The organism is Streptomyces pseudovenezuelae (assembly GCF_001513955.1).
Taxonomy (GTDB): domain Bacteria; phylum Actinomycetota; class Actinomycetes; order Streptomycetales; family Streptomycetaceae; genus Streptomyces; species Streptomyces pseudovenezuelae.
The window spans coordinates 132,514-155,180 of the sequence record NZ_KQ948149.1; the positions used below are offsets into that span (position 1 = coordinate 132,514).

Below are 22,667 nucleotides of genomic sequence, written 5' to 3' on the forward strand. Positions count from 1 at the left end.
CCGGGGTGAGTCGTCGGACCGCGGCCTCGGCCCGACGCCCGTCCTCGCGCGTTCTCCACAGACTGCCTCGCGCCGTTGTCGTACGCGAGCCGTACTCTGGGGCCCATGCAGAGCGCGTCGGACCGGCACGAGTACCCCGCCCACTGGGAAGCCGACGTGGTGCTGCGCGACGGCGGCACCGCACGCATCAGGCCCATCACCGTCGACGACGCCGATCGCCTGGTCAGCTTCTACGAGCAGGTCTCGGACGAGTCGAAGTACTACCGCTTCTTCGCGCCCTACCCGCGCCTGTCCGCCAAGGACGTCCACCGCTTCACGCACCACGACTTTGTGGACCGGGTGGGTCTCGCCGCCACGGTCGGCGGCGAGTTCATCGCCACCGTACGCTACGACCGCATCGGCGCCGACGGCATGCCCGCCTCCGCTCCCGCCGACGAGGCCGAGGTCGCCTTCCTCGTGCAGGACGCCCACCAGGGCCGGGGCGTGGCCTCCGCCCTCCTCGAACACATCGGGGCCGTCGCCCGCGAGCGCGGCATCCGGCGCTTCGCCGCCGAGGTGCTGCCGGCCAACGTCAAGATGATCAAGGTGTTCACCGACGCCGGGTACACCCAGAAGCGCAGCTTCGAGGACGGCGTGGTCCGCCTGGAGTTCGACCTGGAGCCCACCGACCGCTCGCTCGCCGTGCAGTACGCGCGCGAACAGCGCGCCGAGTCGCGGTCCGTGCAGCGGCTGCTCACCCCCGGCTCCGTCGCCGTCGTCGGCGTCGGACGCGCCCCGGGCGGTGTGGGCCGCAGCGTGCTCGGCAACATCAAGGAGTACGGCTTCACCGGCCGCCTGCACGCCGTGAACAAGGCCTTCCCCGAGGAGCAGAAGGACCTCGACGGCATCCCCGCACACCGCTCGGTGCGCGACATCGACGGCCCCGTCGACCTCGCGGTCGTCGCCGTCCCGGCCGAGCAGGTCCCCGAGGTCGTCGCCGAGTGCGGGGCCCACGGCGTGCAGGGACTCGTCGTGCTCTCCGCCGGGTACGCCGAGAGCGGCCCCGACGGGCGCGAGCGCCAGCGTGAACTGGTGCGGCACGCGCGTGCGTACGGCATGCGGATCATCGGCCCGAACGCCTTCGGGATCATCAACACCTCCCCGGACGTCCGGCTGAACGCCTCACTGGCCCCCGAGACCCCCCGCCCGGGCCGGATCGGCCTGTTCGCCCAGTCCGGCGCGATCGGCATCGCCCTGCTCTCCCGGCTGCACCGGCGCGGCGCCGGCGTCACCGGCGTGACCGGCGTCTCCACCTTCGTCTCCTCCGGCAACCGCGCCGACGTCTCCGGCAACGACGTCCTTCAGTACTGGTACGACGACCCGGACACCGACGTCGTCCTCATGTACCTGGAGTCCATCGGCAACCCCCGCAAATTCACCCGCCTCGCCAGGCGTACGGCGGCGGCGAAGCCCCTGGTCGTCGTGCAGGGCTCGGGCACCGCCCCGCAGGGCCACGCCGTCCGCGCCACGCGGCTGCCGCACGCGACGGTGTCCGCGCTGCTCAGGCAGGCCGGGGTGATCCGCGTGGACACCATCACCGAACTCGTGGACACCGGCCTCCTGCTGGCCCGCCAGCCGCTGCCCACCGGCCCCAGGGTGGCGATCCTCGGCAACTCCGAGTCGCTCGGCCTGCTCACCTACGACGCGTGCGTGGCCGAGGGGCTGCGGCCGTCGACCCCGCTGGACCTGACGACGGCGGCGACGCCGGAGGACTTCCACGCGGCCCTCGCGCGCGCGTTGGCCGACGACTCCTGCGACGCGGTGATCGTGACGGCCATCCCGGCGGTCGGCGAGGGCACCGCGGGCGACGCCGCCCTGGCCGAGGCGCTCAGGTCCGCGGCGGAGCAGGTCCCCGGCAAGCCGGTCCTCGTGGTCCACGTCGAGCTCGGAGGCCTCGCGGAGGCCCTGTCTGCGGCGACCAGCACCGCGCCCCAGGCCACCGCGGGCCCGCCGAAGATCCGTGCCGACCACCCGTTCCGCGCCCTGGACCGGCTGCGCGCGACACCGGCCCCCGCGCAGCCGCCCGCGCCCGGGAACAGCGACCGCCTCATCCCCGCCTACCCCGCCGCCGAGCGCGCGGTGCGGGCCCTCGCCGACGCCGTGCAGTACGCCCAGTGGCGCCGGGAGGCCGCCGAGCCCGGCAAGGTGCCCGAGTCCATCGACGCGGACATCGACGCGAAGGGCGCCGCCGCCCTGATCGACGGCCTGCTCACGCGCGGGCAGGGCCTCACCCTCGGCACCGAGGACACCTGTGAGCTGCTCGCCAGGTACGGCATCCAGGTCCACCGCGCCCTGCCCGCCGCCTCCGCCGACGACGCCCTGCGGGCCGCGGCCACCCTCGGCTACCCGGTCGCCCTCAAGGCCACCGCCCCGCACCTGCGCCACCGCGCCGACCTCGGCGGCGTACGCCTCGATCTCGCGGACGAGGAACAGCTGAGGCGGGCGTACACCGAGCTGACCGAGCTGTTCGGCACGCCCGAGGAACTGCGGCCGGTGGTGCAGGGGATGGCCCCGCGCGGGGTCGACACCGTGATCCGGGCCGTCATCGACCCCGCCGCCGGCGCGGTGCTGTCCTTCGGGCTCGCCGGGGCCGCCTCACAACTGCTCGACGACACCGCGCACCGGCTGATTCCGGTCACCGACAGGGAAGCGGCGACCCTGGTCCGCTCGATCCGGACCGCGCCCCTCCTCTTCGGCTGGCGCGGTTCCACCCCGGTCGACACACCCGCGCTGGAGGAACTCCTGCTCCGGGTGTCCCGGCTGGTCGACGACCATCCCGAGGTCGTCGCGGTCACCCTGGAGCCGGTCGTCGTCGCCCCGCGCGGCCTGAGCGTGCTCGGCGCCTCCGTACGGCTCGCGCCGCCGCCCGCCCGCGACGACCTCGGCCCGCGGACCCTTCCCACGTACTGAGCGGCGGCGAGCGGTGCCTCGCAGCCAGCGCGCCACCGTAGGATGGACGTCATGGCCAAGACCAGTACGACGACCCAGGGGCTGCGTGCGGCGATCGAGCGCAGCGGCTACTACCCGGCCCTCGTGGCCGAGGCGGTGGAGGCCGCTGTGGGCGGCGAGCCCATCCGGTCGTACCTGGTCCACCAGGAGACGACGTTCGACCAGAACGAGGTGCGGCGGCACGTGACCGTGCTCGTTCTCACCGGCAACCGCTTCATCGTGAGCCACACCGACGAACAGGCCGCGGACACCACGTCCCCGACGCCGTACGCCACCACCTCCACGGAGTCCGTGAAGCTTGGCCGGATCTCGTCGGTCGTGGTCAGCCGGGTCGTCGCGAACCCGGAGCAGTACCAGCCGGGCACCCTGCCCCGCGAGGTCGTGCTGACCATCGGCTGGGGAGCCGTCTCCCGCATCGACCTGGAGCCCGCCGCCTGCGGCGACCCCAACTGCGAGGCGGACCACGGCTACACCGGCAACTCCACGGCGGACGACCTCAGCCTGCGGGTCAGCGAGGCCGGGGACGGCCCGGACACCGTGCGCCAGGCCCTCGCCTTCGCGCAGTCCATCTCCGAGGCGACCGCGGACCTCCCCCACTGATGGCCCACGCGTCCTTCTCCGCCGCCCATGATCGAGGACGCTCCGCGTCCACCCCCGCTGGTTCCGCAGCCTGGGACCACCCGGAACCCCTCGCCCTCGACACCGCCCCCGTCCCCGAGTACGGCAGCGGCTCCCTCTCCGACCTGCTGCCCACCCTGGCCGCCGGCATGGCCGTACCGGGCACCACCGCCACGATCACCGAGCTCACCCCCGCCGACCGGAACTGCGTGTTCCTGATCGACGGTCTCGGCTGGGAGCAGCTGAAGGCGCACCCGGACGAGGCGCCCTTCATGACCTCCCTGCTGGCCGGCTCGCGCGGCGGCACCGGCCGCCCCCTGACCACCGGCTACCCGGCGACCACCGCGACCTCCCTCGCCTCCGTCGGCACCGGCCGGCCGCCCGGCGCCCACGGCCTGCCGGGCTACACCGTGCGCAACCCGGCCACCGGCGAGCTGATGAACCAGCTGCGCTGGCAGCCGTGGACCAAGCCGCAGGTCTGGCAGCCGTACCCCACCGTCTTCCAACTCGCCGACCGGGCCGGGGTGCACGCCGCCCAGGTCTCCTCGCCCACCTTCCAGAACACCCCGCTGACCAAGGTCGCGCTCAGCGGCGGGACGTTCCACGGGCGGCTGTCCGGCGAGGAGCGCATGGACCTCGCGGCCGAGCAACTCGCCGCAGCCGACCGCTCGCTGGTCTACACGTACTACGCCGAGGTCGACGGCGCGGGACACCGCTTCGGCGTCGACTCCGACACCTGGCGCGGCCAGTTGATGTACGTCGACCGTCTGGTCCAGCGCCTGGCCGAGCAACTGCCGCCGCACAGCGCGCTGTACGTCACCGCCGACCACGGCATGGTCGACATCCCCTTCGACGAGCAGCACCGCATCGACTTCGACGAGGACTGGGAACTGCGCGCCGGGGTCGCCCTGCTCGGCGGCGAGGGCCGGGCCCGCCACGTCTACGCGGTACCCGGTGCCGCGGGCGATGTGCTGACCTGCTGGCGCGAGGTTCTCGGCGAGCAGTTCTGGGTCGCCTCCCGGGACGAGGCCATCGCGGCGGGCTGGTTCGGGCCGCCGGACCAGTTCGACGAGCGGGTGTACGAGCGGATCGGGGACGTGGTCGCCGCGGCCCGCGACGACGTGCTCCTCATCGCCTCCGAGCGGGAGCCCAAGGAGTCGGCGATGGTCGGCAACCACGGTTCGATGACCCCCGCCGAGCAGCTCGTCCCGCTGCTCGAAGTACGCTCCTGAAGCCGATCCGGCCCTGTCCGCCGCAGAAATCGAAAGGTGCTCGACCACCCATGCCCGAGCTGGTGTTCTTCTCCGGAACCATGGACTGCGGGAAGTCCACGCTGGCTCTCCAGATCGAGCACAACCGTTCGGCGCGTGGCCTGACGGGCATCATCTTCACCCGGGACGACCGGGCCGGCGAGGGCAAGCTGTCCTCGCGCCTCGGCCTGGTCACCGACGCGGTCGAGGTCGAGGACGGCCAGGACCTGTACGCCTACCTCGTGGACCACCTGTCGCAGGGCGGCCGCGCGGACTACGTGATCGCGGACGAGGCGCAGTTCCTCGCGCCGGAGCAGATCGACCAACTCGCCCGCGTGGTCGACGACCTGGACCTCGACGTCTACGCCTTCGGCATCACCACCGACTTCCGCTCCAAGCTGTTCCCCGGCTCCCAGCGCCTGGTGGAACTGGCCGACCGCGTCGAGGTCCTCCAGGTGGAGGCCCTGTGCTGGTGCGGAGCCCGGGCCACCCACAACGCCCGCACGGTGGGCGGCGAGATGGTCGTCGAGGGTGCCCAGGTGGTCGTCGGCGACGTCAACCAGGCCGAGGACATCGGCTACGAGGTCCTGTGCCGCCGCCACCACCGTCGCCGTATGACCGCGGGCACGGCACGCGCGGCCGCGCTGTCACCGGACGTGCTGCCGGTCCCGTCGGCCGGGGCGCGCTTCTGACCCGAGGCCGGCAGGGCCTCAGTGCGGGTTCTCGATCAACGAGAACCGCGCCCCCTCCGGATCCGCCACCGTCGCCACACGGCCGTGCGCGCTGTCGTGCGGCGGGCGCAGCACATGGCCGCCCAGGTCGGTGACGAGGCGGGCGGAAGCGGTCACGTCGGCCACCTCGAAGTACGTCATCCAGTGCGGCCCGCGGTCGCGGGGGAGTGCGTGGCCGACGCCGTGAAGACCGGCCACGGGACGGCCGCCGGCGTGGAGAGTGACGTAGTCGAGGCCGGCGGAGCCCACCGGCTCACCCTCGCAACCGAACACCGTCTCGTAGAACTTGGCGACGCTCACCGTCTCGACGGTGAGCAGCTCGTGCCAGGCGGGAGTGCCCGGTACGCCCGCCACGGAGGTGCCCAGGTGGGCCGCCGCCTGCCACACGCCGAAGACGGCGCCGGACGGGTCCGAGCCGATGACCAGCCGCCCGGCGTCCCCGGCGTCCAGCGGTCCCACCCCCACCGTCCCGCCGCACAGCCGTACCGACTCCGCCGTCAGGTCGATGTCGTCCGAGGCGAGGTACGGCGTCCAGGCGACCGGAAGCTGGCGGTCGGGCGGCAGCTGTCCGATCCCGGCGACCTCCTGGCCGCCCAGCAGGGCCCGGACATAGGGCCCGAGCTGCTGCGGGCCCGGCGCGAACTCCCAGCCGAACAGCGATCCGTAGAACTCCTGGGTCGCGGCCGGCCCGTGCACCATCAGGCTCACCCAGCAGGGCGTACCGGGCGTGTGCCGAGAGGGCGGGGCGGCCGACCCCCTTGCCTCGGTCATCGTCACTCTCTCCCCGGCCCCTCGTGGTGGCCGTCTCGTGTCCGCTGTCCGGACCTCCGTGCCGATGCTCGCACCACCCGCGGCACGGCACGCTCCGGGCGCGCCGCCGCACGGCCTCCCGTGCCGGGAGGTGCGATCGCGCGGCTGTCCGACCCGTGCCCCGCGATGGCCGACGGATGTCGATCGGCGGTACAGCATGTGCCCGTTCCCGTACGCCTGGTGACCGGGCCTGTCCGGCGGAGCAGAGTAGCCGGACCTGGACGACGCGGCCACCCCGTGCGCGAGGATGGTGGCCATGAACGCCATCATCTCCGCATCCGAACTCGCGAGCGACCTGGCCGGCCCGAACCCGCCCGTCCTGCTCGACGTCCGCTGGCAGCTGAGCGTGGCCAAGGCGGCCGGTGCCCCGCCCTTCGACGGCCGGGCCGAGTACGCGGCCGGGCACATCCCGGGCGCGCACTACGTCGACCTGGACCGGGAGTTGGCCGGACCGGCCGGCGGCGCTGGGCGGCACCCGCTGCCCGACCTCGCGGAGTTCGGCGCCGCGATGCGCCGTGCGGGCGTCTCCTCGGGGACGCCGGTGGTCGTCTACGACGGCGGACAGGGCTGGGCGGCCGCCCGCGCGTGGTGGCTGCTGCGCTGGACAGGTCACCCGGACGTGCGAGTCCTAGACGGCGGGTTGACGGCCTGGCGGGGGCCGCTGCAGTCCTCCGTGCCGGGTCCGGCACCGTCCGAGGGCGACTTCGAGCCGGTGCCCGCGGCGGCCGGTCTGCTCGACGCCGACGCGGCCGCGGCGCTGGCCCGTGCGGGAGTGCTGCTGGACGCGCGCGCGGGGGAGCGGTACCGCGGTGAGGTGGAGCCGATCGACCGCGTCGGCGGCCACATCCCGGGCGCCCGCTCCGCGCCCACCACGGACAATGTCGGCCCGGACGGCCGCTTCCTGCCCCCGGAGGAGCTGAACGCCCGCTTCAAGGCCCTCGGAGCCACCGAGGACACCGAGGTCGGTGTCTACTGCGGCTCGGGCGTCTCCGGCGCCCACGAGGTCCTGGCCCTGGCGGTCGCGGGCATCCCGGCGGCGCTGTACGTCGGCTCCTGGTCGGAGTGGTCCTCGGACCCGGAGCGACCGGTCGCCGTGGGCCCGGATCCCCAGTAGCCCCGGGCCGTACGACGGAAAAGGGCCGCACTCGACGAGCGCGGCCCTGATCCTCGTACGACGGACTACTCCTGCTTCTTCCTGCGCGTGCCGAACACGATCTCGTCCCAGCTCGGGACCGCCGCTCTGCGGCCCGGGCGGACGCCGTCGGCCTCGGCCTGGCGGTCGGTCGCGCCGATGAGGCGGTCGCGGTGGCTGGCCACCGAACGCGGCATGAGGACGTCCGCGTAGGCGGAACCGGCCGAGGCGGCGGGAGCGGGCGGCTCCTCCACCTCGGGCTCCTCCTCGAGGGCAGGCGGTTCCTCGATGCTCGCCGTCTCGGAGGGCCGCTCCGGTACGACCATGTCGCCCCGGAAGCTCGGTACGGCCTCCAACAGGCTGGTCAGCGAGTCCCGTTCGGCGACCGTCTCCTCGACGGGCTCGGCCGGGGGCAGGCTCGGCCGGTCGAGGGCGCGGTCCAGCGGACGGTCGCGCGGCAGCCGTGCGATCCGCGGCACGAACGGGAAGCTGGGCTCCGGCGCGCCGAGGTCCTCGGACTCGCCGATCAGCGAGCGGGCCTCCTCGTCGACGGCCTGGACGAGCCGCCGGGGCGGGTCGTAGGTCCAGCTCGCCGAGTGCGGTTCGCCCGCGACGCAGTAGACCAGCAGAACCTCCCAGGTGCCGTCGTCGCGGCGCCAGGAGTCCCACTGGACGGTGTCCTTCTCGGCGCCGCGCAGCAACAGCCGCTCCTGCACGGCCTCGCCGAGCTGCGGCCCCGCGTTCTCGCCGGGCCGGCGGACCGGGGTCTTGCGGGCTCGTTCGGCCATGAAGGCGCGCTCGGCGAGCACGGGGCCCTCGAAGCGCCGTACACGGTCTACGGGGATACCTGCGAGCTGGGCTACCTCTTCCGCGGTGGCACCGGCGCGTATACGCGCCTGGATGTCGCGGGGACGGAGATGGCTTTCGACCTCGATCTCGATCTGACCGAGGCGGGGACGGTCGCCGCGCACCGCTGCGCGCAGCCGCTCGTCGATCGGAAGCGTGTACTCCGTTGAGTCGGCAGCCTTCAGCACCAGCCGTGTGCCGTCATTGGAGACGGCCACGACACGCAGTTCGGGCATGGGGACCTCCCGGGTGGTGCCTGCCGACGTCACGTGCGTCGCTGCTTCCGCTAGTCGAGTGTGGCCTGCCCGGGTGCAGCCTGCCACAACCTTGCCGAGTTGCCCGGCGTGTCGGGCACGGGCCCTGGATCGCCGTTATGGCACGGTTACCTATTCGCAACGCTAAGTGACCAACTCCGTCACCCTGTGCAACTAGCCCCCTCCCGGCCGCCCTTGAAGGCCACGGACGCCCTGGCGGGAGACCGGACCCAGGGCTCGCAACAGTACTCCATTTGGGCCACGTGCGTGGATTGGCGCGCCACTCAACTTCGTTCAAGAATCGCTGTCCGGCCGCTCGTTGAGCGGTTTCCGCGATCTTGGACGTGGTGTAGTTCACGGAATCACCAGAAACGGAACTATTGGCTTCGGACGTACGTCCGGCAACCGTCCCCCTATGCGCCCAACACCCTGCGCAAGTAGTCGTTCTGGAAGCGCCGGTCGGGGTCGAGGCGGTCCCGGAGCGCGGTGAACTCGCCGAAGCGCGGGTAGACGCCGGCGAAGTACTCGGCGTCGCGCGTGTGCAGCTTGCCCCAGTGCGGGCGCCCCTCGTGCGCCGTGAAGATCCGTTCCGCGGCCGTGAAGTACGCCTGGTACGGCGTCCCCTTGACCATGTGGACGGCGATGTACGCGCTGTCCCGGCCCGAGGCGGTGGACAGCGTGATGTCGTCGGCGGGCGCGGTGCGCACCTCCACGGGGAAGCTGACCTTCAGCCCCGAGCGCTCGACCATCGTCCTCAGCTCGCGCAGTGTCTCGACCACGGCCTCGCGCGGGACGGCGTACTCCATCTCCACGAACCGCACCCGGCGGGGCGAGGTGAAGACCTTGTACGGGATGTCGGTGTAGGTCCGCGCCGACAGCGCCTTGCTGGAGATCCGCGCGATCGAGGGGATCGTGCCCGGCGCCGCGCGGCCCACCCACTGGGCCACCTGGAAGACGCCGTTGGAGAGGAACTCGTCCTCGATCCAGCCCTGGATCTGCGGCACCGGCTTCTCCGGGCCCGCGCTGCGGTTGTTGCGCTTGGTGTTGGTGCTGCCGGTGTGCGGGAACCAGTAGAACTCGAAGTGCTCGTTCTCGGCCCAGAGCTCGTCGAAGGCGCTGGTGACCTTGTCGAAGCTCATGGGCTCCTCGCGGGCCGTGAGCAGGAAGATCGGCTCGACGGCGAAGGTGAGCGCGGTGACGACGCCGAGCGCGCCCAGGCCGATCCGGGCGGCCGCGAAGACCTCGGGGTTCTCCTTCTCGGAGCAGGAGAGCACCGAGCCGTCGGCCGTGACCAGCTCAAGGCCCTTGATCTGGGCGGCGATCGAGCCCGACTCGCGGCCCGTGCCGTGGGTGCCGGTGCTGGTGGCTCCCGAGACCGTCTGCTCCATGATGTCGCCCATGTTGGTGAGCGACAGGCCCTCACGCGCGAGAGCCACATTGAGCCTCTTGAGCGGTGTGCCGGCCTCCACCGTGACGGTCATGGCGTCCCGGTCGATGTCGCGGATGCCGGTCAACAGTTGAGGGCGGATCAACACACCGTCGGTCGCGGCGATCGACGTGAAGGAGTGGCCGGTGCCGACGGCCTTCACCTTGAGACCGTCCTCGGCGGCCTTCCGCACGGCGACGGCCAGCTCGTCGACCGAGGCAGGCGTGACCTCCCGCGCGGGACGCGCGGCGACATTGCCGCCCCAGTTACGCCACGTGCCGTTCTTCGCGCTCGCTGCCGTGCTCAACGCTGCCTCCCCGACGTGGATCCGGCCTCTTGAGCCGGCGGTACCCCAGGAAACCGACCGCGACCGCGACGGCCCCGGACACCGCCGGAACCCCGTACCCGGCACGCGCACCGGCCGCGTCGATCACCCAGCCGGCCACGGAGGAGCCGAGCGCGACCCCCACCGCGAGTCCGGTGCTGATCCAGGTCATGCCCTCGGTCAGTTGCGCGCGTGGTACGTGCTGTTCGATCAGGGACATCGTCGTGATCATCGTGGGAGCGATGGACAGGCCCGCTACGAACAGCGCCACGGCCAGAAACGGCAAGTTTCCGACCAGTAGGAGGGGGATCATACTCACGGCCATCGCGCATATGCCCAGCAGCCAGCGACGTTCGGGCCGTCCCCCGAAGTGCAACAGCCCGAACACCAGGCCCGCCACGCAGGACCCCGCGGCGTAGAGGGCGAGCACGAGGCTGGCGGCGCCCTTGTGGCCCTGCTCGTCGGCGAAGGCCACGGTGACCACGTCCACCGCCCCGAAGATCGCCCCGGTCGCCACGAAGGTGGCCACCAGGACCTGCAGGCCCGGCGCGCGCAGTGCCGTACGGCCGCCGTCCTGCTCGCGCGGGTGCGGGGCCGGCTCGGTGGCCCGCTGCGTGGTCAGCCAGAACACGCCGACCGCCAGGAAGCAGGCGGCGAGCAGCGGACCCGCCTCCGGGAACCAGGCGGTGGACAGCCCGATGGAGATGATCGGCCCGAAGATGAAGCAGACCTCGTCGATCACCGACTCGAAGGAGTACGCGGTGTGCAGCTGCGGGGTGTCGCGGTACAGGGCCGCCCACCGCGCGCGGATCATCGCGCCGAGGCTCGGCACCGCGCCGATGCCGACGGCGCACACGAACAGCACCCAGTCCGGCCAGCCGAAGTGCGCGGCCAGCAGCATCCCGGCGGACGCCACCAGGGCGACCAGCGTCGCCGGGCGCAGCACCCGCCGCTGGCCGTGCCGGTCCACCAGCCGGGAGACCTGCGGGCCGATCACCGCGGCGGCCAGCGCGATGGTGGCCGACAGCGAGCCCGCCAGGCCGTACCTGCCGGTGAGCTGCGAGATCATCGTGACCACGCCGATGCCCATCATCGACAGCGGCATCCGGCCGACGAAACCCGCGGCGGAGAAACCCTTGGAGCCGGGGGCGGCGAACAGGGCGCGGTAAGGGCTGGGCACAGGGTCTCCGGTCGGCCGGTGAGCAGCGGCTCGGGTGGCGGTAAGGCACGAATGCGCCTCATACAGCTTACGGGTGAGGGGCCCCGACGTACCCGGCGGGACCGGCGGGAACCCGGCCGGCCACCCCGCCGTTTCCCGGCTGTCAGTACCGGATGACAGGATCGACCCATGCGAGACGCGCTCGACGCCACCCCCTACGACGCCCTGCTCCTGCTCTCGTTCGGAGGCCCCGAGGGCCCGGACGACGTGGTCCCGTTCCTGGAGAACGTGACGCGCGGGCGTGGCATCCCCAAGGAACGCCTGAAGGAAGTCGGTCAGCACTACTTCCTGTTCGGCGGGGTCAGCCCCATCAACGACCAGAACCGCGCCCTGCTGGACGCCCTGCGCAAGGACTTCGCGGACCACGGCCTGGGCCTGCCGATCTACTGGGGCAACCGCAACTGGGCGCCCTACCTCACGGACACCCTGCGCGAGATGGTCGCCGACGGCCACCGCCGCATCCTGGTCCTGGCCACCAGCGCCTACGCCTCCTACTCGGGCTGCCGCCAGTACCGCGAGAACCTCGCCGAGTCGCTGGCCGCGCTGGAGGCGGAGGGCCTGGAGGTGCCGAGGATCGACAAGCTGCGGCACTACTTCAACCACCCCGGCTTCCTGGAGCCCATGATCGACGGGGTGCTCGCGTCCCTCGCCGAGCTCCCCGAAGAGGTCCGCGACGGCGCCCACATCGCCTTCTCGACCCACTCGATCCCGACCGCGTCCGCGGACACCTCCGGGCCGGTCGAGGGCCACGGGGAGGGCGGCGCGTACGTCGCGCAGCACCTGGAGGTCTCCCGGCTGATCGCCGACGCCGTCCGGGAGCGCACCGGCGTCGACCACCCCTGGCAGCTCGTCTACCAGTCGCGCTCCGGCGCCCCGCACATCCCGTGGCTGGAGCCCGACATCTGCGACCACCTGGAGGAGCGCCACGGGTCCGGCGTCCCGGCGGTCGTGATCGCCCCCATCGGCTTCGTCTCCGATCACATGGAGGTCCTCTACGACCTCGACACCGAGGCGAAGGCCAAGGCGGCGGAGCTCGGCCTGCCGATGCGCCGCTCGGCGACCGTCGGCGACGATCCCCGCTTCGCCGCCGCCGTCCGCGACCTGGTCCTGGAGCGGGCCGCGGTGGAGCGCGGACAGCAGGTCACGCCCTGCGCCCTCGGCGCGCTCGGGGCCGCCCACGACGTCTGCCCGGTCGGCTGCTGCCCGGCCCGCGCCCCCAAGCCCGCCGCCGCGGGCGTCGACAGCCCGTACGCGTGAGGAGCCCCGTGACCGACCCCCTGCACGCGGAACTGCTGCGGCTGGCCCAGGAGGCCGCCCACCGCGCCGGTACCCTGCTGCGCGACGGCCGTCCGGCCGACCTCGCGGTCGCCAAGACCAAGTCCAGCCCCATCGACGTGGTGACCGAGATGGACATCGCGGCCGAGAAGCTGATCACCGACCTGATCTCCGAGCACCGCCCGGACGACGGCTTCCTCGGCGAGGAGGGTGCCGCCACCGAGGGCACCAGCGGCGTCCGCTGGGTCATCGACCCGCTCGACGGCACGGTCAACTACCTTTACGGGCTGCCGACTTGGTCCGTCTCCATCGCCGCCGAGCAGGACGGCGAAACCGTCGTCGGGGTCGTCGCGGCACCGATGCGCGGCGAGACGTACCACGCGGTCCGCGGCGAGGGCGCCCGGGCCACCGGCGCATGGGAGGGCGAGCGCAGGCTGACCTGCCGCCCGGCGCCGCCCCTGGAGCAGGCCCTGGTGTCGACCGGCTTCAACTACGTCACCGAGGTCCGCACCCACCAGGCCGAGGTCGCCGCCAGACTGATCCCCCGCCTGCGCGACATCCGCCGCGGCGGATCGGCGGCCGTCGACCTGTGCGACCTGGCCGCGGGCCGCCTGGACGGCTACTACGAGCGGGGCCTGAACGCCTGGGACTACGGGGCGGGCGACCTCATCGCCCGAGAAGCGGGCGCCCTGACCGGTGGCCGCCCCGGAGAGCGCCCGAACCCCGCCCTCACCGTGGCCGGCACCCCGGGCGTCTTCGAGCCCCTTCAGCAGCTCCTGGAGGACTTCGGCGCCTGGCACGACTGACCGGCCGACTGCGGGCGAACACGAGGTGAACAGGGGCGTGGAGCGACGCAGCGGGCCCCCGGCGCTGGATTCGCCGGGGGCCCGCTGCAGTGCCGCGAAGCCGATCAGACGCTAGGCGCTGACCTCCACACCGTGTTCGGCCGCGAGGCGGCGCAGGTCGTCGAGCTCGCCCTGCTCCACCTCGACGAGGAAGTCGTCGCCCTCGTCGCGGGCCCGCGTCAGGTCGGTCTCGGTCGCCCTTATCCGCTGCAGAAGTCCTGCGGTGAATGCGTCCATGCTGCGCCCCCTCGTCCTGGGTCGTGGGTCGGTGGCACGGGGGTGTGCCGTTCGGAAGGGGCGATCACGTCTTGTGCGGGTGCCCAGCGCTGCCCAGGCCGGGCGGCGACGGTGCCGGACACCCACGCCCGCTCTGCGGAAGCGGACAGTGCCGTGCCGCATGGTGGTACGGCACATGCAGAGCGTGATCGCGGGGTGTAAAGCCGTCCTCCCCCCGCTCCCTCCGACGGAAACCTCAACCGCGCGAGAAAATCCCGCATTCCCGCTCTCACACCCGTCTTTCAGGTGCCCCTCACCCGCCTTACAGCCGACTTATGGCCGAAAAGGGCAGGATGGAGCCAACACTCACCCGACCCCCTGCCCGCGCGTTCCCGAAGCGCGCTACGCGGGTGGACACAGGAAGGACAAGCGACGTGCGCGTACTCGTCGTCGAGGACGAGCAGCTGCTCGCCGATGCGGTGGCCACCGGACTGCGCCGGGAGGCCATGGCCGTCGACGTCGTGTACGACGGCGCGGCCGCCCTGGAGCGCATCGGCGTCAACGACTACGACGTGGTCGTCCTCGACCGTGACCTCCCCCTGGTCCACGGGGACGACGTCTGCCGCAAGATCGTCGAACTCGGCATGCCCACGCGCGTGCTGATGCTCACGGCCTCCGGTGACGTCAGCGACCGCGTCGAGGGCCTGGAGATCGGCGCCGACGACTATCTGCCCAAGCCCTTCGCGTTCAGTGAGCTGACGGCACGCGTGCGTGCGCTCGGCCGGCGCACCAGTGTGCCGCTGCCGCCGGTCCTGGAGCGCGCCGGGATCAAGCTCGACCCCAACCGCCGCGAGGTGTTCCGCGACGGCAAGGAGGTCCAGCTCGCTCCGAAGGAGTTCGCCGTCCTGGAGGTGCTGCTGCGCTCCGAGGGCGCCGTCGTCTCCGCGGAGCAGCTCCTGGAGAAGGCCTGGGACGAGAACACCGACCCCTTCACCAACGTCGTGCGGGTGACCGTCATGACCCTGCGCCGCAAGCTGGGCGAACCCCCGGTCATCGTCACGGTCCCCGGCTCGGGCTACCGGATCTGATCCCGTGGCCTCGACTCCCGCGCCGCCCCAGGCGCCCCCGAAGCCCACCTGGGACCCCAGGAGGCCGGCGCCGCCGCTGCCGTGGCTGCGCCCGACCATCCGCATAAGGCTCACGCTGTTGTACGGCGGCATGTTCCTGATCGCGGGCATCCTGCTGCTGTCGATCATCTACCTGGTCGCCGCCCAGGCGCTGAACGTCGGCAGCGAGCTCCCCTTCAAGATCACCACGGGCAGGGTCGCCAGCGACGTCTGCAACCTGCCCACGGACGTCCCGGCCGACGTCATGAACAAGGCGATGGACAGCTGCGTCAACGACCAGCGCCAGCACGCCCTGGACAACCTCCTCAGCCGCTCGCTGCTGGCCCTGCTCGGCCTCGCGATCATCGCCTTTGCCTTCGGCTACGCGATGGCCGGCCGCGTCCTGTCGCCGCTCGGCCGGATCCTGCGCACCGCGCGCGCGGTGGCCGGCTCCGACCTCTCCCGCCGTATCGAGCTGGACGGCCCGGACGACGAGCTCAAGGAACTGGCCGACACCTTCGACGACATGCTGGAGCGCCTGGAGCGGGCCTTCACGGCCCAGCAGCGCTTCGTCGGCAACGCCTCGCACGAACTGCGGACACCGCTGGCGATCAACCGCACGCTTCTGGAGGTGCACCTGTCCGACCCGGGTGCCCCGGTGGAGCTCCAGCAGCTGGGCAAGACGCTGCTGGCCACCAACGAACGCAGTGAACAGCTCGTGGAGGGCCTGCTGCTGCTCGCCCGCAGCGACAACCAGATCGTCGAGCGCAAGCCCGTGGACCTGGCCGAGGTCGCCGAGCAGGCGGTCGACCAGGTGCACGGTGAGGCGGCGGCCAAGGGCGTGGCGATCCGCGGCGAACAGAAGTCGGCCATGGTCCAGGGCAACGGCGTCCTGCTCGAGCGCGTCGCCCTGAACCTGGTGCAGAACGCCGTGCGCTACAACGTGCCGGAGGACGGCTGGGTCGAGGTCACCACGGCGGTCGAGCACGGCCACGCGGTCCTCACGGTCTCCAACACGGGCCCGGTCGTGCCGGCGTACGAGGTCGACAATCTCTTCGAGCCCTTCAAGCGGCTGCGCGGCGCCGACCGCACCGGCAGCGACAAGGGCGTCGGTCTCGGACTGTCCATCGTGCGGTCCGTGGCACGGGCGCACGGCGGGCACATCACCGCTCAGCCACGCGAAGGGGGTGGACTGGTGATGCGAGTCACCCTTCCGGTCTGAGACCATGGCCCCCGCACCGGGATCGATACACAGGGATGTTCGCTTTGCGCGGAATTTTCTGGGCAGCGAGAGGACTGCCGAATGTGTGATCGATCACAAGGGAGATTTTCCCGCCATCAACTCTCCGTGATCATGCACCCTGTCGGAAAGTCGGGAAACTCCGGGTTTTCAGGGGTCCTGATCACGGGAAGTACACGGTGAGACGCCTTTGAAGTGCGGGATTCGGACCGTGTACGGTCCCGATCGCCATCCAACCCGATCACTCAAGAGGAGTCCGGTTGGGTGTCGATTGAGTAACAGACCTTGATGTGAGGCAAAATCTCCGCCTCGGGTCGGGCACAAGTCCGGCCTCTCACGCGTTACGTGCGCTGGAGACACCGCAGACACCCAGAGGGGGAGAGCGACATGGCAACGGATTACGACACCCCACGCAAGACCGACGACGACGTCGACTCGGACAGCCTTGAAGAGCTCAAGGCGCGTAGGAACGACAAGTCGACCTCCGCAGTGGACGTCGACGAGTTCGAGGCCGCCGAAGGCCTGGAACTGCCCGGAGCGGACCTCTCGAACGAGGAGCTGGCCGTCCGGGTGCTGCCCAAGCAGCAGGACGAGTTCACTTGCATGAGCTGCTTCCTGGTGCACCACCGCAGCCAGCTGGCCCGGGAGAAGAACGGCCAGCCGATCTGCCGCGACTGCGACTGAGGGCGGGTCGGGCATGACTGGCTCGACCCCTCCTTGGAAGCGCCGCTCCCTCCGGCAGGGAGCGGGGCAGGGGCCGTCCGACGGCCCCCACCGCGCGCGTGACGACGAGCGGGGCTCTTTCGACCCGGGAGCCTCGCTCGAACCGGTGGCCGACCGGGCCGACCACCCGGCGCCGACCGATTCGACCAGGACGCCCGCGCCCGTCGCCAGACGACGGGTGGCGGCGATCCGGGAAAGGACCCGGGAAGGGGTCCGCAAGGGCGGCAGCCGCGCCAGGGCGGGGCTGGCGTACCTGGCCGACCGGATCATCGAGATAGCCCCGCGTGTCCCCGTACGGGACCTCGCGACCCTCCGCCGCCAGTTCCCCGGTCTCGGACCGGAGGAGATCGCGGACAAGCTCGTCGCGGGAGCCGCGAGCGCCACGGCGACGGTCGGAGCGGGGGTCGGTGCGGCGGCGATGCTTCCCGTGCCGCCGGCGATGCCGACCGAACTGGCCGCCGAGATCACCGGCGTCGCCGCGATCGAGCTGAAGCTGATCGCCGAACTCCACGAGGTCTACGGCGCACGGCCGCCCGGCAACCTCAAGGAGCGCAGCACCGCGTATCTGAACTCCTGGTCAGGAGAGCGCGGGATCGACGTGAAGAAGCCGTCGACCGTGAGCGGTGCGCTCAACACCCAGATGAAGCAGCAGCTGCGGCAGCAGATCATGAAGCGGATGATCCGCGACCTGCCGAACCTCATGCCGTTCCTGGTCGGCGCGGCCGTGGGTGCCGTCATGAACCGCCGGGACACCAGAAAGCTCGCCGAACGGATCCGCAAGGACCTGCGCAGGACCCAGGTGCCCTGGGGCGATCTTCCCGCGCTGCCGGCCCTGGAGGTGCCGGCGAACCCGCTGGAACTGGAGAAGTAAGACTTCCGTGAGAAGTGGCAGGGCCTCACCGTCCTCGCGGTCGGGTGAAGCCCTGCACGAACGTTCTAGGCGGCGGTCGTGCGGGCCGTCTTCAGCGCCTCGGCCAGCCGCTCCGGCTCGCGCGTCGACAGGTACAGATACGGCGTCGGGTCCTGCGGATCGGTGACCTCGACCTTCAGCGCCCTCGGAATGTAGGCGCGCAACAGCAGGAAGGCGCGGGTGTCGGCCTTGTAGGTCCGCCAGGCGCGGGCCTCCTCCGGGTCCAGGATCTCCGCCTCGCCCAGCGCCGACACCGGGATCTTCGCCTCGCCCGCGATCAGCGAGTCACCCACGATCCGGATGCGCAGCGAGCCGTAGGAACTGGCGACGACCGCCGCCGCGGCGGTGCCGCCGACCAGACCGCCGAGCAGCGGAAGCGTCCCGAAGGGAAGCAGGATCAGCGCGAAGGCGACCCCGACCAGGAAGGAGATGAGCCACCAGGAGCGGGGGGCGGTGAGGCGTTCGTCGTACGGGACGGCGGAGGGCTGCATGAAACCAAGCTTGGCACGGGGTCCTGATACCTCCACTGTCAGGGGGAGCCGGCGCGAAGCGCCGTCCGGCAGGGTGGCGGTGGGTGACGGGCGGGCGGGTAAGGTCTGCGCCTGTGAGTGGTACTTCCCCGGCTCTCCAGCCTCCCGCCGACGCGACGCGACCTGTGCGCCACCCGGACGCCCCCGCGCCCGGTGAGCTGCTCGGTGCGCACTACGGCCGGTGCTTCGGCTGCGGCGGCGAGCAGCCCCACGGACTGCACCTGGAGGCGCGGGCCGGCGAGGGGGTCTCGGTCACCGCCGAGTTCACCGTGCGCCCCGCCCACCAGGGCGCTCCGGGCCTCGCGCACGGCGGAGTGCTCGCGACCGCCCTCGACGAGACCCTGGGCTCGCTCAACTGGCTGCTGCGCACGATCGCCGTGACCGGACGCCTGGAGACCGACTTCGTGCGGCCCGTGCAGGTCGGCACCGTGCTGCACCTGGAGGCCGAGGTGACGGCGGTGGCGGGGCGGAAGATCTACTCGACCGCCACCGGCCGGATCGGCGGGCCCGAGGGGCCGGTCGCGGTCCGCGCCGACGCCCTGTTCATCGAGGTCAAGGTCGACCACTTCATCGACAACGGCCGCCCGGAGGAGATCCGGGCCGCCATGGACGACCCGGACCAGGTCCGGCGTGCCCGTGCCTTCGAGGTGAACCCGTGAGCCGTACCCCCCTGAACGTGCTGATCCGGCGCGTCGACCCCGACGTACCGCTTCCGTCGTACGCGCACCCGGGTGACGCGGGAGCCGATCTGCGGACCACCGAGAGTCGTGAACTGAAGCCGGGAGAGCGGGCCGTGCTGCCCACGGGGGTGTCTGTGGCGCTTCCGGAGGGGTACGCGGCCTTCGTGCACCCACGATCCGGTCTCGCCGCCCGCTGCGGTGTCGCTCTCGTGAATGCCCCGGGGACGGTTGATGCCGGGTACCGTGGGGAGATCAAGGTGATCGTGGTGAATCTCGACCCGCACGAGTCGGTGCGGTTCGAGCGTTTCGACCGGATCGCCCAACTCGTCGTCCAGCAGGTCGAGAGGGTCCGCTTCCAGGAGGTCGCGGAGCTTCCCGAGTCGGCGCGGGCCGAGGGGGGCTTCGGGTCCACCGGCGGTCACGCCGCCGTGGGCGACGGGGGCGATACAAGCGCTGAGGCCGCTTCGGGCGGCACAACGGGTGGGAATCGATACGCATCGGTCGTATCCGACCGGGAAGGACAGTGACGTGTTCGGACGTCGCAACAAGAAGGGTGCCGCCGAGGACGCGGCCGGCGAGGCCGAGCAGGTCGTCGACAGCGTCGACACTGAGGCGGACGACGTGGAGCGTGAGCGCGTAAGGCTGGAGCCGGAGCCGCGCCCCGACGGGCCCTGGGACGACACCGAGGTCCGCGACCCCGCCGAGGGCCGCGTGGACCTGGGCGGTCTGTTCGTACCGGGTGTCGACGGCATGGAGCTGCGGGTCGAGGTCGCGGGCGACGCGATCGTCGCGGCCACCGTCGTGCTGCGCGACAGCGCCATCCAGCTGCAGGCCTTCGCCGCTCCCAAGCGCGAGGGCATCTGGGGCGAGGTGCGCGAGGAGATCGGCTCCGGCATCACCCAGCAGGGCGGCATCATCGACGAGGTCGAGGGTCCGCTGGGCTGGGAGCTGCGGGCCCAGGTGCCGGTGCAGCTGCCGGACGGGACGGGCGGCTTCCAGGTCGTGCGGTTCGTGGGTGTGGACGGCCCGCGCTGGTTCCTGCGTGGTGTGATCTCCGGCCAGGGCGCGGTGCAGCCGCAGGCGGCCGGACTCCTGGAGCAGATCTTCCGGGACACGGTCGTGGTCCGCGGCGAGGGCCCGATGGCACCCCGCGACCCGATCGTCCTCAAGCTGCCGAACGACGCCCAGATGGTCCCCGAGGGCGTCCAGCAGCAGGAGGAGGGCTCCCGCTTCTCCGGCGGGATGGGCCAGCTGCAGCGCGGACCGGAGATCACCGAGGTCCGGTAGTCGTACGACGTCGAGGGCCGTACCCCGTCAGGGGTGCGGCCCTTTTTCGTGCGTTCTCGTGCGCGGGACCTTGACGCAGGATTGGTCTGTACCTACCTTCTCGGCTCAGCGCGCCTGTTCACAAAGGCGCTTCACGTTCATATACGAGAACGGAAGGCCCTCCACGTATGCGCAGAACCGCTCTTCCGGCCGCTGTCGTGGCCCTCGCCGCCGGTGCTCTCGCCGTGCCCGCCGACGCCGCGCCCGCCACCTTCGTCCATCCCGGAGTCACCGTCTCCCAGGGGCAGTTGGACTTCACCCGCAGCAAGGTCAACGCGGGTGCCCAGCCCTGGAAGGGCGCCTTCGACCAGATGCTGGCGAGCAAGTACGCCGACCTGAACCGCACGCCCAAGCCGCGAGCGGTCGTCGAATGCGGCTCGTACTCGAACCCCAACTACGGCTGCACCGACGAGCGCGAGGACGCGATCGCCGCCTACACCGACGCCCTCGCCTGGTACATCACCCGGGACGAGCGCTACGCCAGGAAGGCCATCCAGCTCATGGACGCCTGGTCGGCGGTGATCACGGACCACACCAACAGCAACGCGCCCCTCCAGACCGGCTGGGCCGGCTCCTCGTGGCCCAGGGCCGCCGAGATCATCAAGTACACGTACAGCGGCGGGTGGGCGAACTCCGGGCGCTTCGCCACCATGCTCCGCACCGTCTATCTGCCGGAGACCAGCAACGGCTCCAACTCCAACGGGAACTGGGAGCTGTCGATGATGGAGGCGGCCGTCGGCATCTCCGTCTTCCTGGAGGACAAGACGTCGTACGACAAGGCGCTGGCGAAGTTCCGCACCCGTGCCGCGGCCTATGTGTACCTCGACTCCGACGGCGAGCTCCCGAAGACCGTGCCGAGCCAGAACCTCAACACCCGGGACAAGATCGTCGGTTACTGGCAGGGGCAGTCCACCTTCGTCACCGGACTCACCCAGGAGACCTGCCGGGACCTCACGCACACCGGGTACGGCATCTCCGCGATCTCGCATGTCGCCGAGACGAGCCGGATCCAGGGACAGGACCTGTACGGCACGGACGTGGGCGAGCGGCTGCGCCAGGCGCTGGGCTTCCAGGCCAAGTACGAGCTGGGGGCGGCCGTGCCGAGCTGGCTGTGCGGCGGGTCGCTGAAGCTCGGGCTCGGGCCGGTCACCGAGGTCGGGTACAACGCGCTGCACAATCGGCTTGGCATGGGCATGACTAACACGCAGGCCCTGACCGAGCGGAACCGTCCGGCCGGCAGCAACAACCTCTTCGTGGCGTGGGAGACGCTCACCCACGGGGACAACCCGAGCTGAAACCGTTGTAGGGCCGGGCGCCGGGCGGTGATACTGGCGCCCGGTTCCACGGTTCACGGTTTCACGGGGGAGGACGCATGACTCAGGTGGTCACCGAGACCATGGTGCGGGTCGAGGACATCCACAGGTCGTTCGGTGAGGGCGCCGCCGCGGTGTACGCGCTGCGCGGGGTCTCCTTCGAGGTGCCGCGCGGTGAGCTGGTCGCCCTCAAGGGACGCTCGGGCTCCGGGAAGACCACATTGCTCAACATCGTCGGCGGGCTCGACCGGCCCGACCGGGGACGGGTGGAGCTCGACGGGGTCGACATCGCGGGCCTCGACGAGGACGGGCTGCTGGCTCTGCGCCGGGACCGTATCGGCTTCGTGTTCCAGTCCTTCGGGCTCATCCCGATCCTCACCGCCGCCGAGAACGTCGGCGTGCCGATGCGGCTGCGCCGGATGGACGCACGCGCGCGTGAGGAGCGCGTCGAGCTGTTGTTGGCCCTGGTCGGCCTCGCGGACCACGCCAAGCAGCGGCCCGGTGAGCTCTCCGGCGGCCAGCAGCAGCGTGTCGCCATCGCCCGCGCCCTCGCCAACAACCCCTCCCTCCTCGTCGCCGACGAGCCGACCGGCCAACTGGACGCGGAGACCGGCCACGCGGTGATGGAGCTGCTGCGAGCGGTCGTACGCAGCGAGAACGTCACCGCGCTGGTGGCCACCCACGACGCGACCCTCCTGGACTTGGCGGACCGGGTGCTGGAGCTGGGGGACGGGGAGATCGTGGGGCACTGAGGGAAGTCCTGGGGTCGGGTGGCGGGTCCCTGTGGGGCTTCGACCCGTGCAGGGGTTCGAGCGAGCTTTGGTGCCGCTTTGGGCCGACGTACGTGGCCGCGGGGGAGTGAGCCGAGGGCGCTCCGGTATGTCCGGGGCGGCTCAGGTGGGTG

At 71.6% G+C, this 22,667-nt stretch carries 22 protein-coding genes; 16 read left to right on the top strand and 6 right to left on the bottom strand.

Annotation, left to right across the window (positions count from 1 at the left end; genetic code table 11):
• Positions 1-105: 105 nt before the first annotated feature.
• The 4 genes from AQI94_RS24940 to AQI94_RS24955 are packed head-to-tail and all read left to right on the top strand — an operon-like array spanning position 106 to position 5,548.
• Entirely contained in the window at positions 106-2,949 is a 2,844-nt protein-coding gene (locus AQI94_RS24940; protein ID WP_062229940.1) for a bifunctional acetate--CoA ligase family protein/GNAT family N-acetyltransferase, read from the top strand.
• A gap of 51 nt (positions 2,950-3,000) precedes the next feature.
• The gene (locus AQI94_RS24945; protein ID WP_031040346.1) at positions 3,001-3,588 is read left to right on the top strand and encodes a DUF5998 family protein; all 588 of its coding nucleotides are present in this window, start codon (positions 3,001-3,003) and stop codon (positions 3,586-3,588) included.
• Complete coding sequence (locus AQI94_RS24950) at positions 3,588-4,838, top strand: alkaline phosphatase family protein (RefSeq protein WP_031040347.1); 1,251 nt, start codon at positions 3,588-3,590, stop codon at positions 4,836-4,838. Before AQI94_RS24945 ends, AQI94_RS24950 begins: the two co-directional genes overlap by 1 nt.
• A 50-nt stretch (positions 4,839-4,888) precedes the next feature.
• Positions 4,889-5,548 (top strand): thymidine kinase, encoded by a 660-nt coding sequence (locus AQI94_RS24955; protein WP_031040351.1) that lies wholly within the window; start codon positions 4,889-4,891, stop codon positions 5,546-5,548.
• 18 nt (positions 5,549-5,566) lie between these two features.
• Here the strand turns inward: AQI94_RS24955 and AQI94_RS24960 are convergent, their stop codons facing one another.
• Complete coding sequence (locus tag AQI94_RS24960) at positions 5,567-6,358, bottom strand: VOC family protein (protein WP_031040353.1); 792 nt, start codon at positions 6,356-6,358, stop codon at positions 5,567-5,569.
• Between the two features lie 295 nt (positions 6,359-6,653).
• On the opposite strand from AQI94_RS24960, the gene AQI94_RS24965 reads away from it, so the two are divergent.
• Entirely contained in the window at positions 6,654-7,511 is an 858-nt protein-coding gene (locus tag AQI94_RS24965) for a sulfurtransferase (protein ID WP_031040356.1), read from the top strand.
• A gap of 65 nt (positions 7,512-7,576) precedes the next feature.
• Here AQI94_RS24965 and sepH read toward each other — a convergent pair whose 3' ends face one another.
• From sepH to AQI94_RS24980, 3 genes are all read right to left on the bottom strand, one after another.
• Positions 7,577-8,611, bottom strand: a complete 1,035-nt coding sequence (sepH, locus tag AQI94_RS24970) for a septation protein SepH (protein WP_031040359.1) — start codon at positions 8,609-8,611, stop codon at positions 7,577-7,579.
• A gap of 431 nt (positions 8,612-9,042) precedes the next feature.
• On the bottom strand, positions 9,043-10,362 hold the full coding sequence (locus AQI94_RS24975) for a D-arabinono-1,4-lactone oxidase (RefSeq protein ID WP_031040361.1): 1,320 nt from the start codon (positions 10,360-10,362) through the stop codon (positions 9,043-9,045).
• Positions 10,322-11,560, bottom strand: a complete 1,239-nt coding sequence (locus AQI94_RS24980; protein WP_031040363.1) for an MFS transporter — start codon at positions 11,558-11,560, stop codon at positions 10,322-10,324. The genes AQI94_RS24975 and AQI94_RS24980 overlap by 41 nt, the downstream gene beginning before the upstream one ends.
• 168 nt (positions 11,561-11,728) lie before the next feature.
• On the opposite strand from AQI94_RS24980, the gene AQI94_RS24985 reads away from it, so the two are divergent.
• Together AQI94_RS24985 and AQI94_RS24990 are read left to right on the top strand one after the other, a co-directional pair.
• On the top strand, positions 11,729-12,856 hold the full coding sequence (locus AQI94_RS24985; RefSeq protein ID WP_031040366.1) for a ferrochelatase: 1,128 nt from the start codon (positions 11,729-11,731) through the stop codon (positions 12,854-12,856).
• Between the two features lie 8 nt (positions 12,857-12,864).
• Complete coding sequence (locus AQI94_RS24990; protein ID WP_031040367.1) at positions 12,865-13,680, top strand: inositol monophosphatase family protein; 816 nt, start codon at positions 12,865-12,867, stop codon at positions 13,678-13,680.
• Positions 13,681-13,791: 111 nt separating this feature from the next.
• On the opposite strand, the gene AQI94_RS45115 is transcribed toward AQI94_RS24990, so the two are convergent.
• The gene (locus tag AQI94_RS45115; RefSeq protein ID WP_164784887.1) at positions 13,792-13,956 is read right to left on the bottom strand and encodes a hypothetical protein; all 165 of its coding nucleotides are present in this window, start codon (positions 13,954-13,956) and stop codon (positions 13,792-13,794) included.
• A 413-nt stretch (positions 13,957-14,369) separates the two neighbouring features.
• Here AQI94_RS45115 and AQI94_RS24995 point away from each other — a divergent pair, with 413 nt between their 5' ends.
• The 4 genes from AQI94_RS24995 (at position 14,370) to AQI94_RS25010 (ending at position 17,875) form a co-directional block, all read left to right on the top strand.
• Positions 14,370-15,023: a response regulator transcription factor gene (locus tag AQI94_RS24995; RefSeq protein ID WP_010983842.1), complete on the top strand. Its 654-nt coding sequence runs from the start codon at positions 14,370-14,372 to the stop codon at positions 15,021-15,023.
• A 4-nt stretch (positions 15,024-15,027) separates the two neighbouring features.
• Complete coding sequence (locus AQI94_RS25000; protein ID WP_031040371.1) at positions 15,028-16,263, top strand: sensor histidine kinase; 1,236 nt, start codon at positions 15,028-15,030, stop codon at positions 16,261-16,263.
• Between the two features lie 405 nt (positions 16,264-16,668).
• Positions 16,669-16,965, top strand: a complete 297-nt coding sequence (locus AQI94_RS25005) for a DUF4193 domain-containing protein (RefSeq protein ID WP_005481602.1) — start codon at positions 16,669-16,671, stop codon at positions 16,963-16,965.
• A gap of 13 nt (positions 16,966-16,978) precedes the next feature.
• Positions 16,979-17,875, top strand: coding sequence for a hypothetical protein (locus AQI94_RS25010; RefSeq protein WP_107064218.1), 897 nt, complete (start codon positions 16,979-16,981; stop codon positions 17,873-17,875).
• 65 nt (positions 17,876-17,940) lie between these two features.
• On the opposite strand, the gene AQI94_RS25015 is transcribed toward AQI94_RS25010, so the two are convergent.
• Positions 17,941-18,405, bottom strand: coding sequence for a DUF3093 domain-containing protein (locus AQI94_RS25015; RefSeq protein WP_031040375.1), 465 nt, complete (start codon positions 18,403-18,405; stop codon positions 17,941-17,943).
• Between the two features lie 113 nt (positions 18,406-18,518).
• On the opposite strand from AQI94_RS25015, the gene AQI94_RS25020 reads away from it, so the two are divergent.
• The 5 genes from AQI94_RS25020 to AQI94_RS25040 all read left to right on the top strand — a co-directional run bounded on the left by AQI94_RS25020 (position 18,519) and on the right by AQI94_RS25040 (position 22,515).
• Positions 18,519-19,103, top strand: a complete 585-nt coding sequence (locus tag AQI94_RS25020; protein ID WP_031040377.1) for a PaaI family thioesterase — start codon at positions 18,519-18,521, stop codon at positions 19,101-19,103.
• Positions 19,100-19,651, top strand: coding sequence for a dUTP diphosphatase (gene dut, locus AQI94_RS25025; RefSeq protein WP_031040380.1), 552 nt, complete (start codon positions 19,100-19,102; stop codon positions 19,649-19,651). Before AQI94_RS25020 ends, dut begins: the two co-directional genes overlap by 4 nt.
• 1 nt (position 19,652) lies before the next feature.
• Positions 19,653-20,411 (top strand): DUF3710 domain-containing protein, encoded by a 759-nt coding sequence (locus AQI94_RS25030; protein ID WP_031040382.1) that lies wholly within the window; start codon positions 19,653-19,655, stop codon positions 20,409-20,411.
• A gap of 167 nt (positions 20,412-20,578) precedes the next feature.
• Positions 20,579-21,745 carry an alginate lyase family protein gene (locus tag AQI94_RS25035; protein ID WP_031040385.1) on the top strand — a complete coding sequence of 389 codons (1,167 nt, stop codon included), beginning with the start codon at positions 20,579-20,581 and terminating at the stop codon, positions 21,743-21,745.
• A gap of 77 nt (positions 21,746-21,822) precedes the next feature.
• Complete coding sequence (locus tag AQI94_RS25040; RefSeq protein ID WP_031040388.1) at positions 21,823-22,515, top strand: ABC transporter ATP-binding protein; 693 nt, start codon at positions 21,823-21,825, stop codon at positions 22,513-22,515.
• Positions 22,516-22,667: the final 152 nt, after the last annotated feature.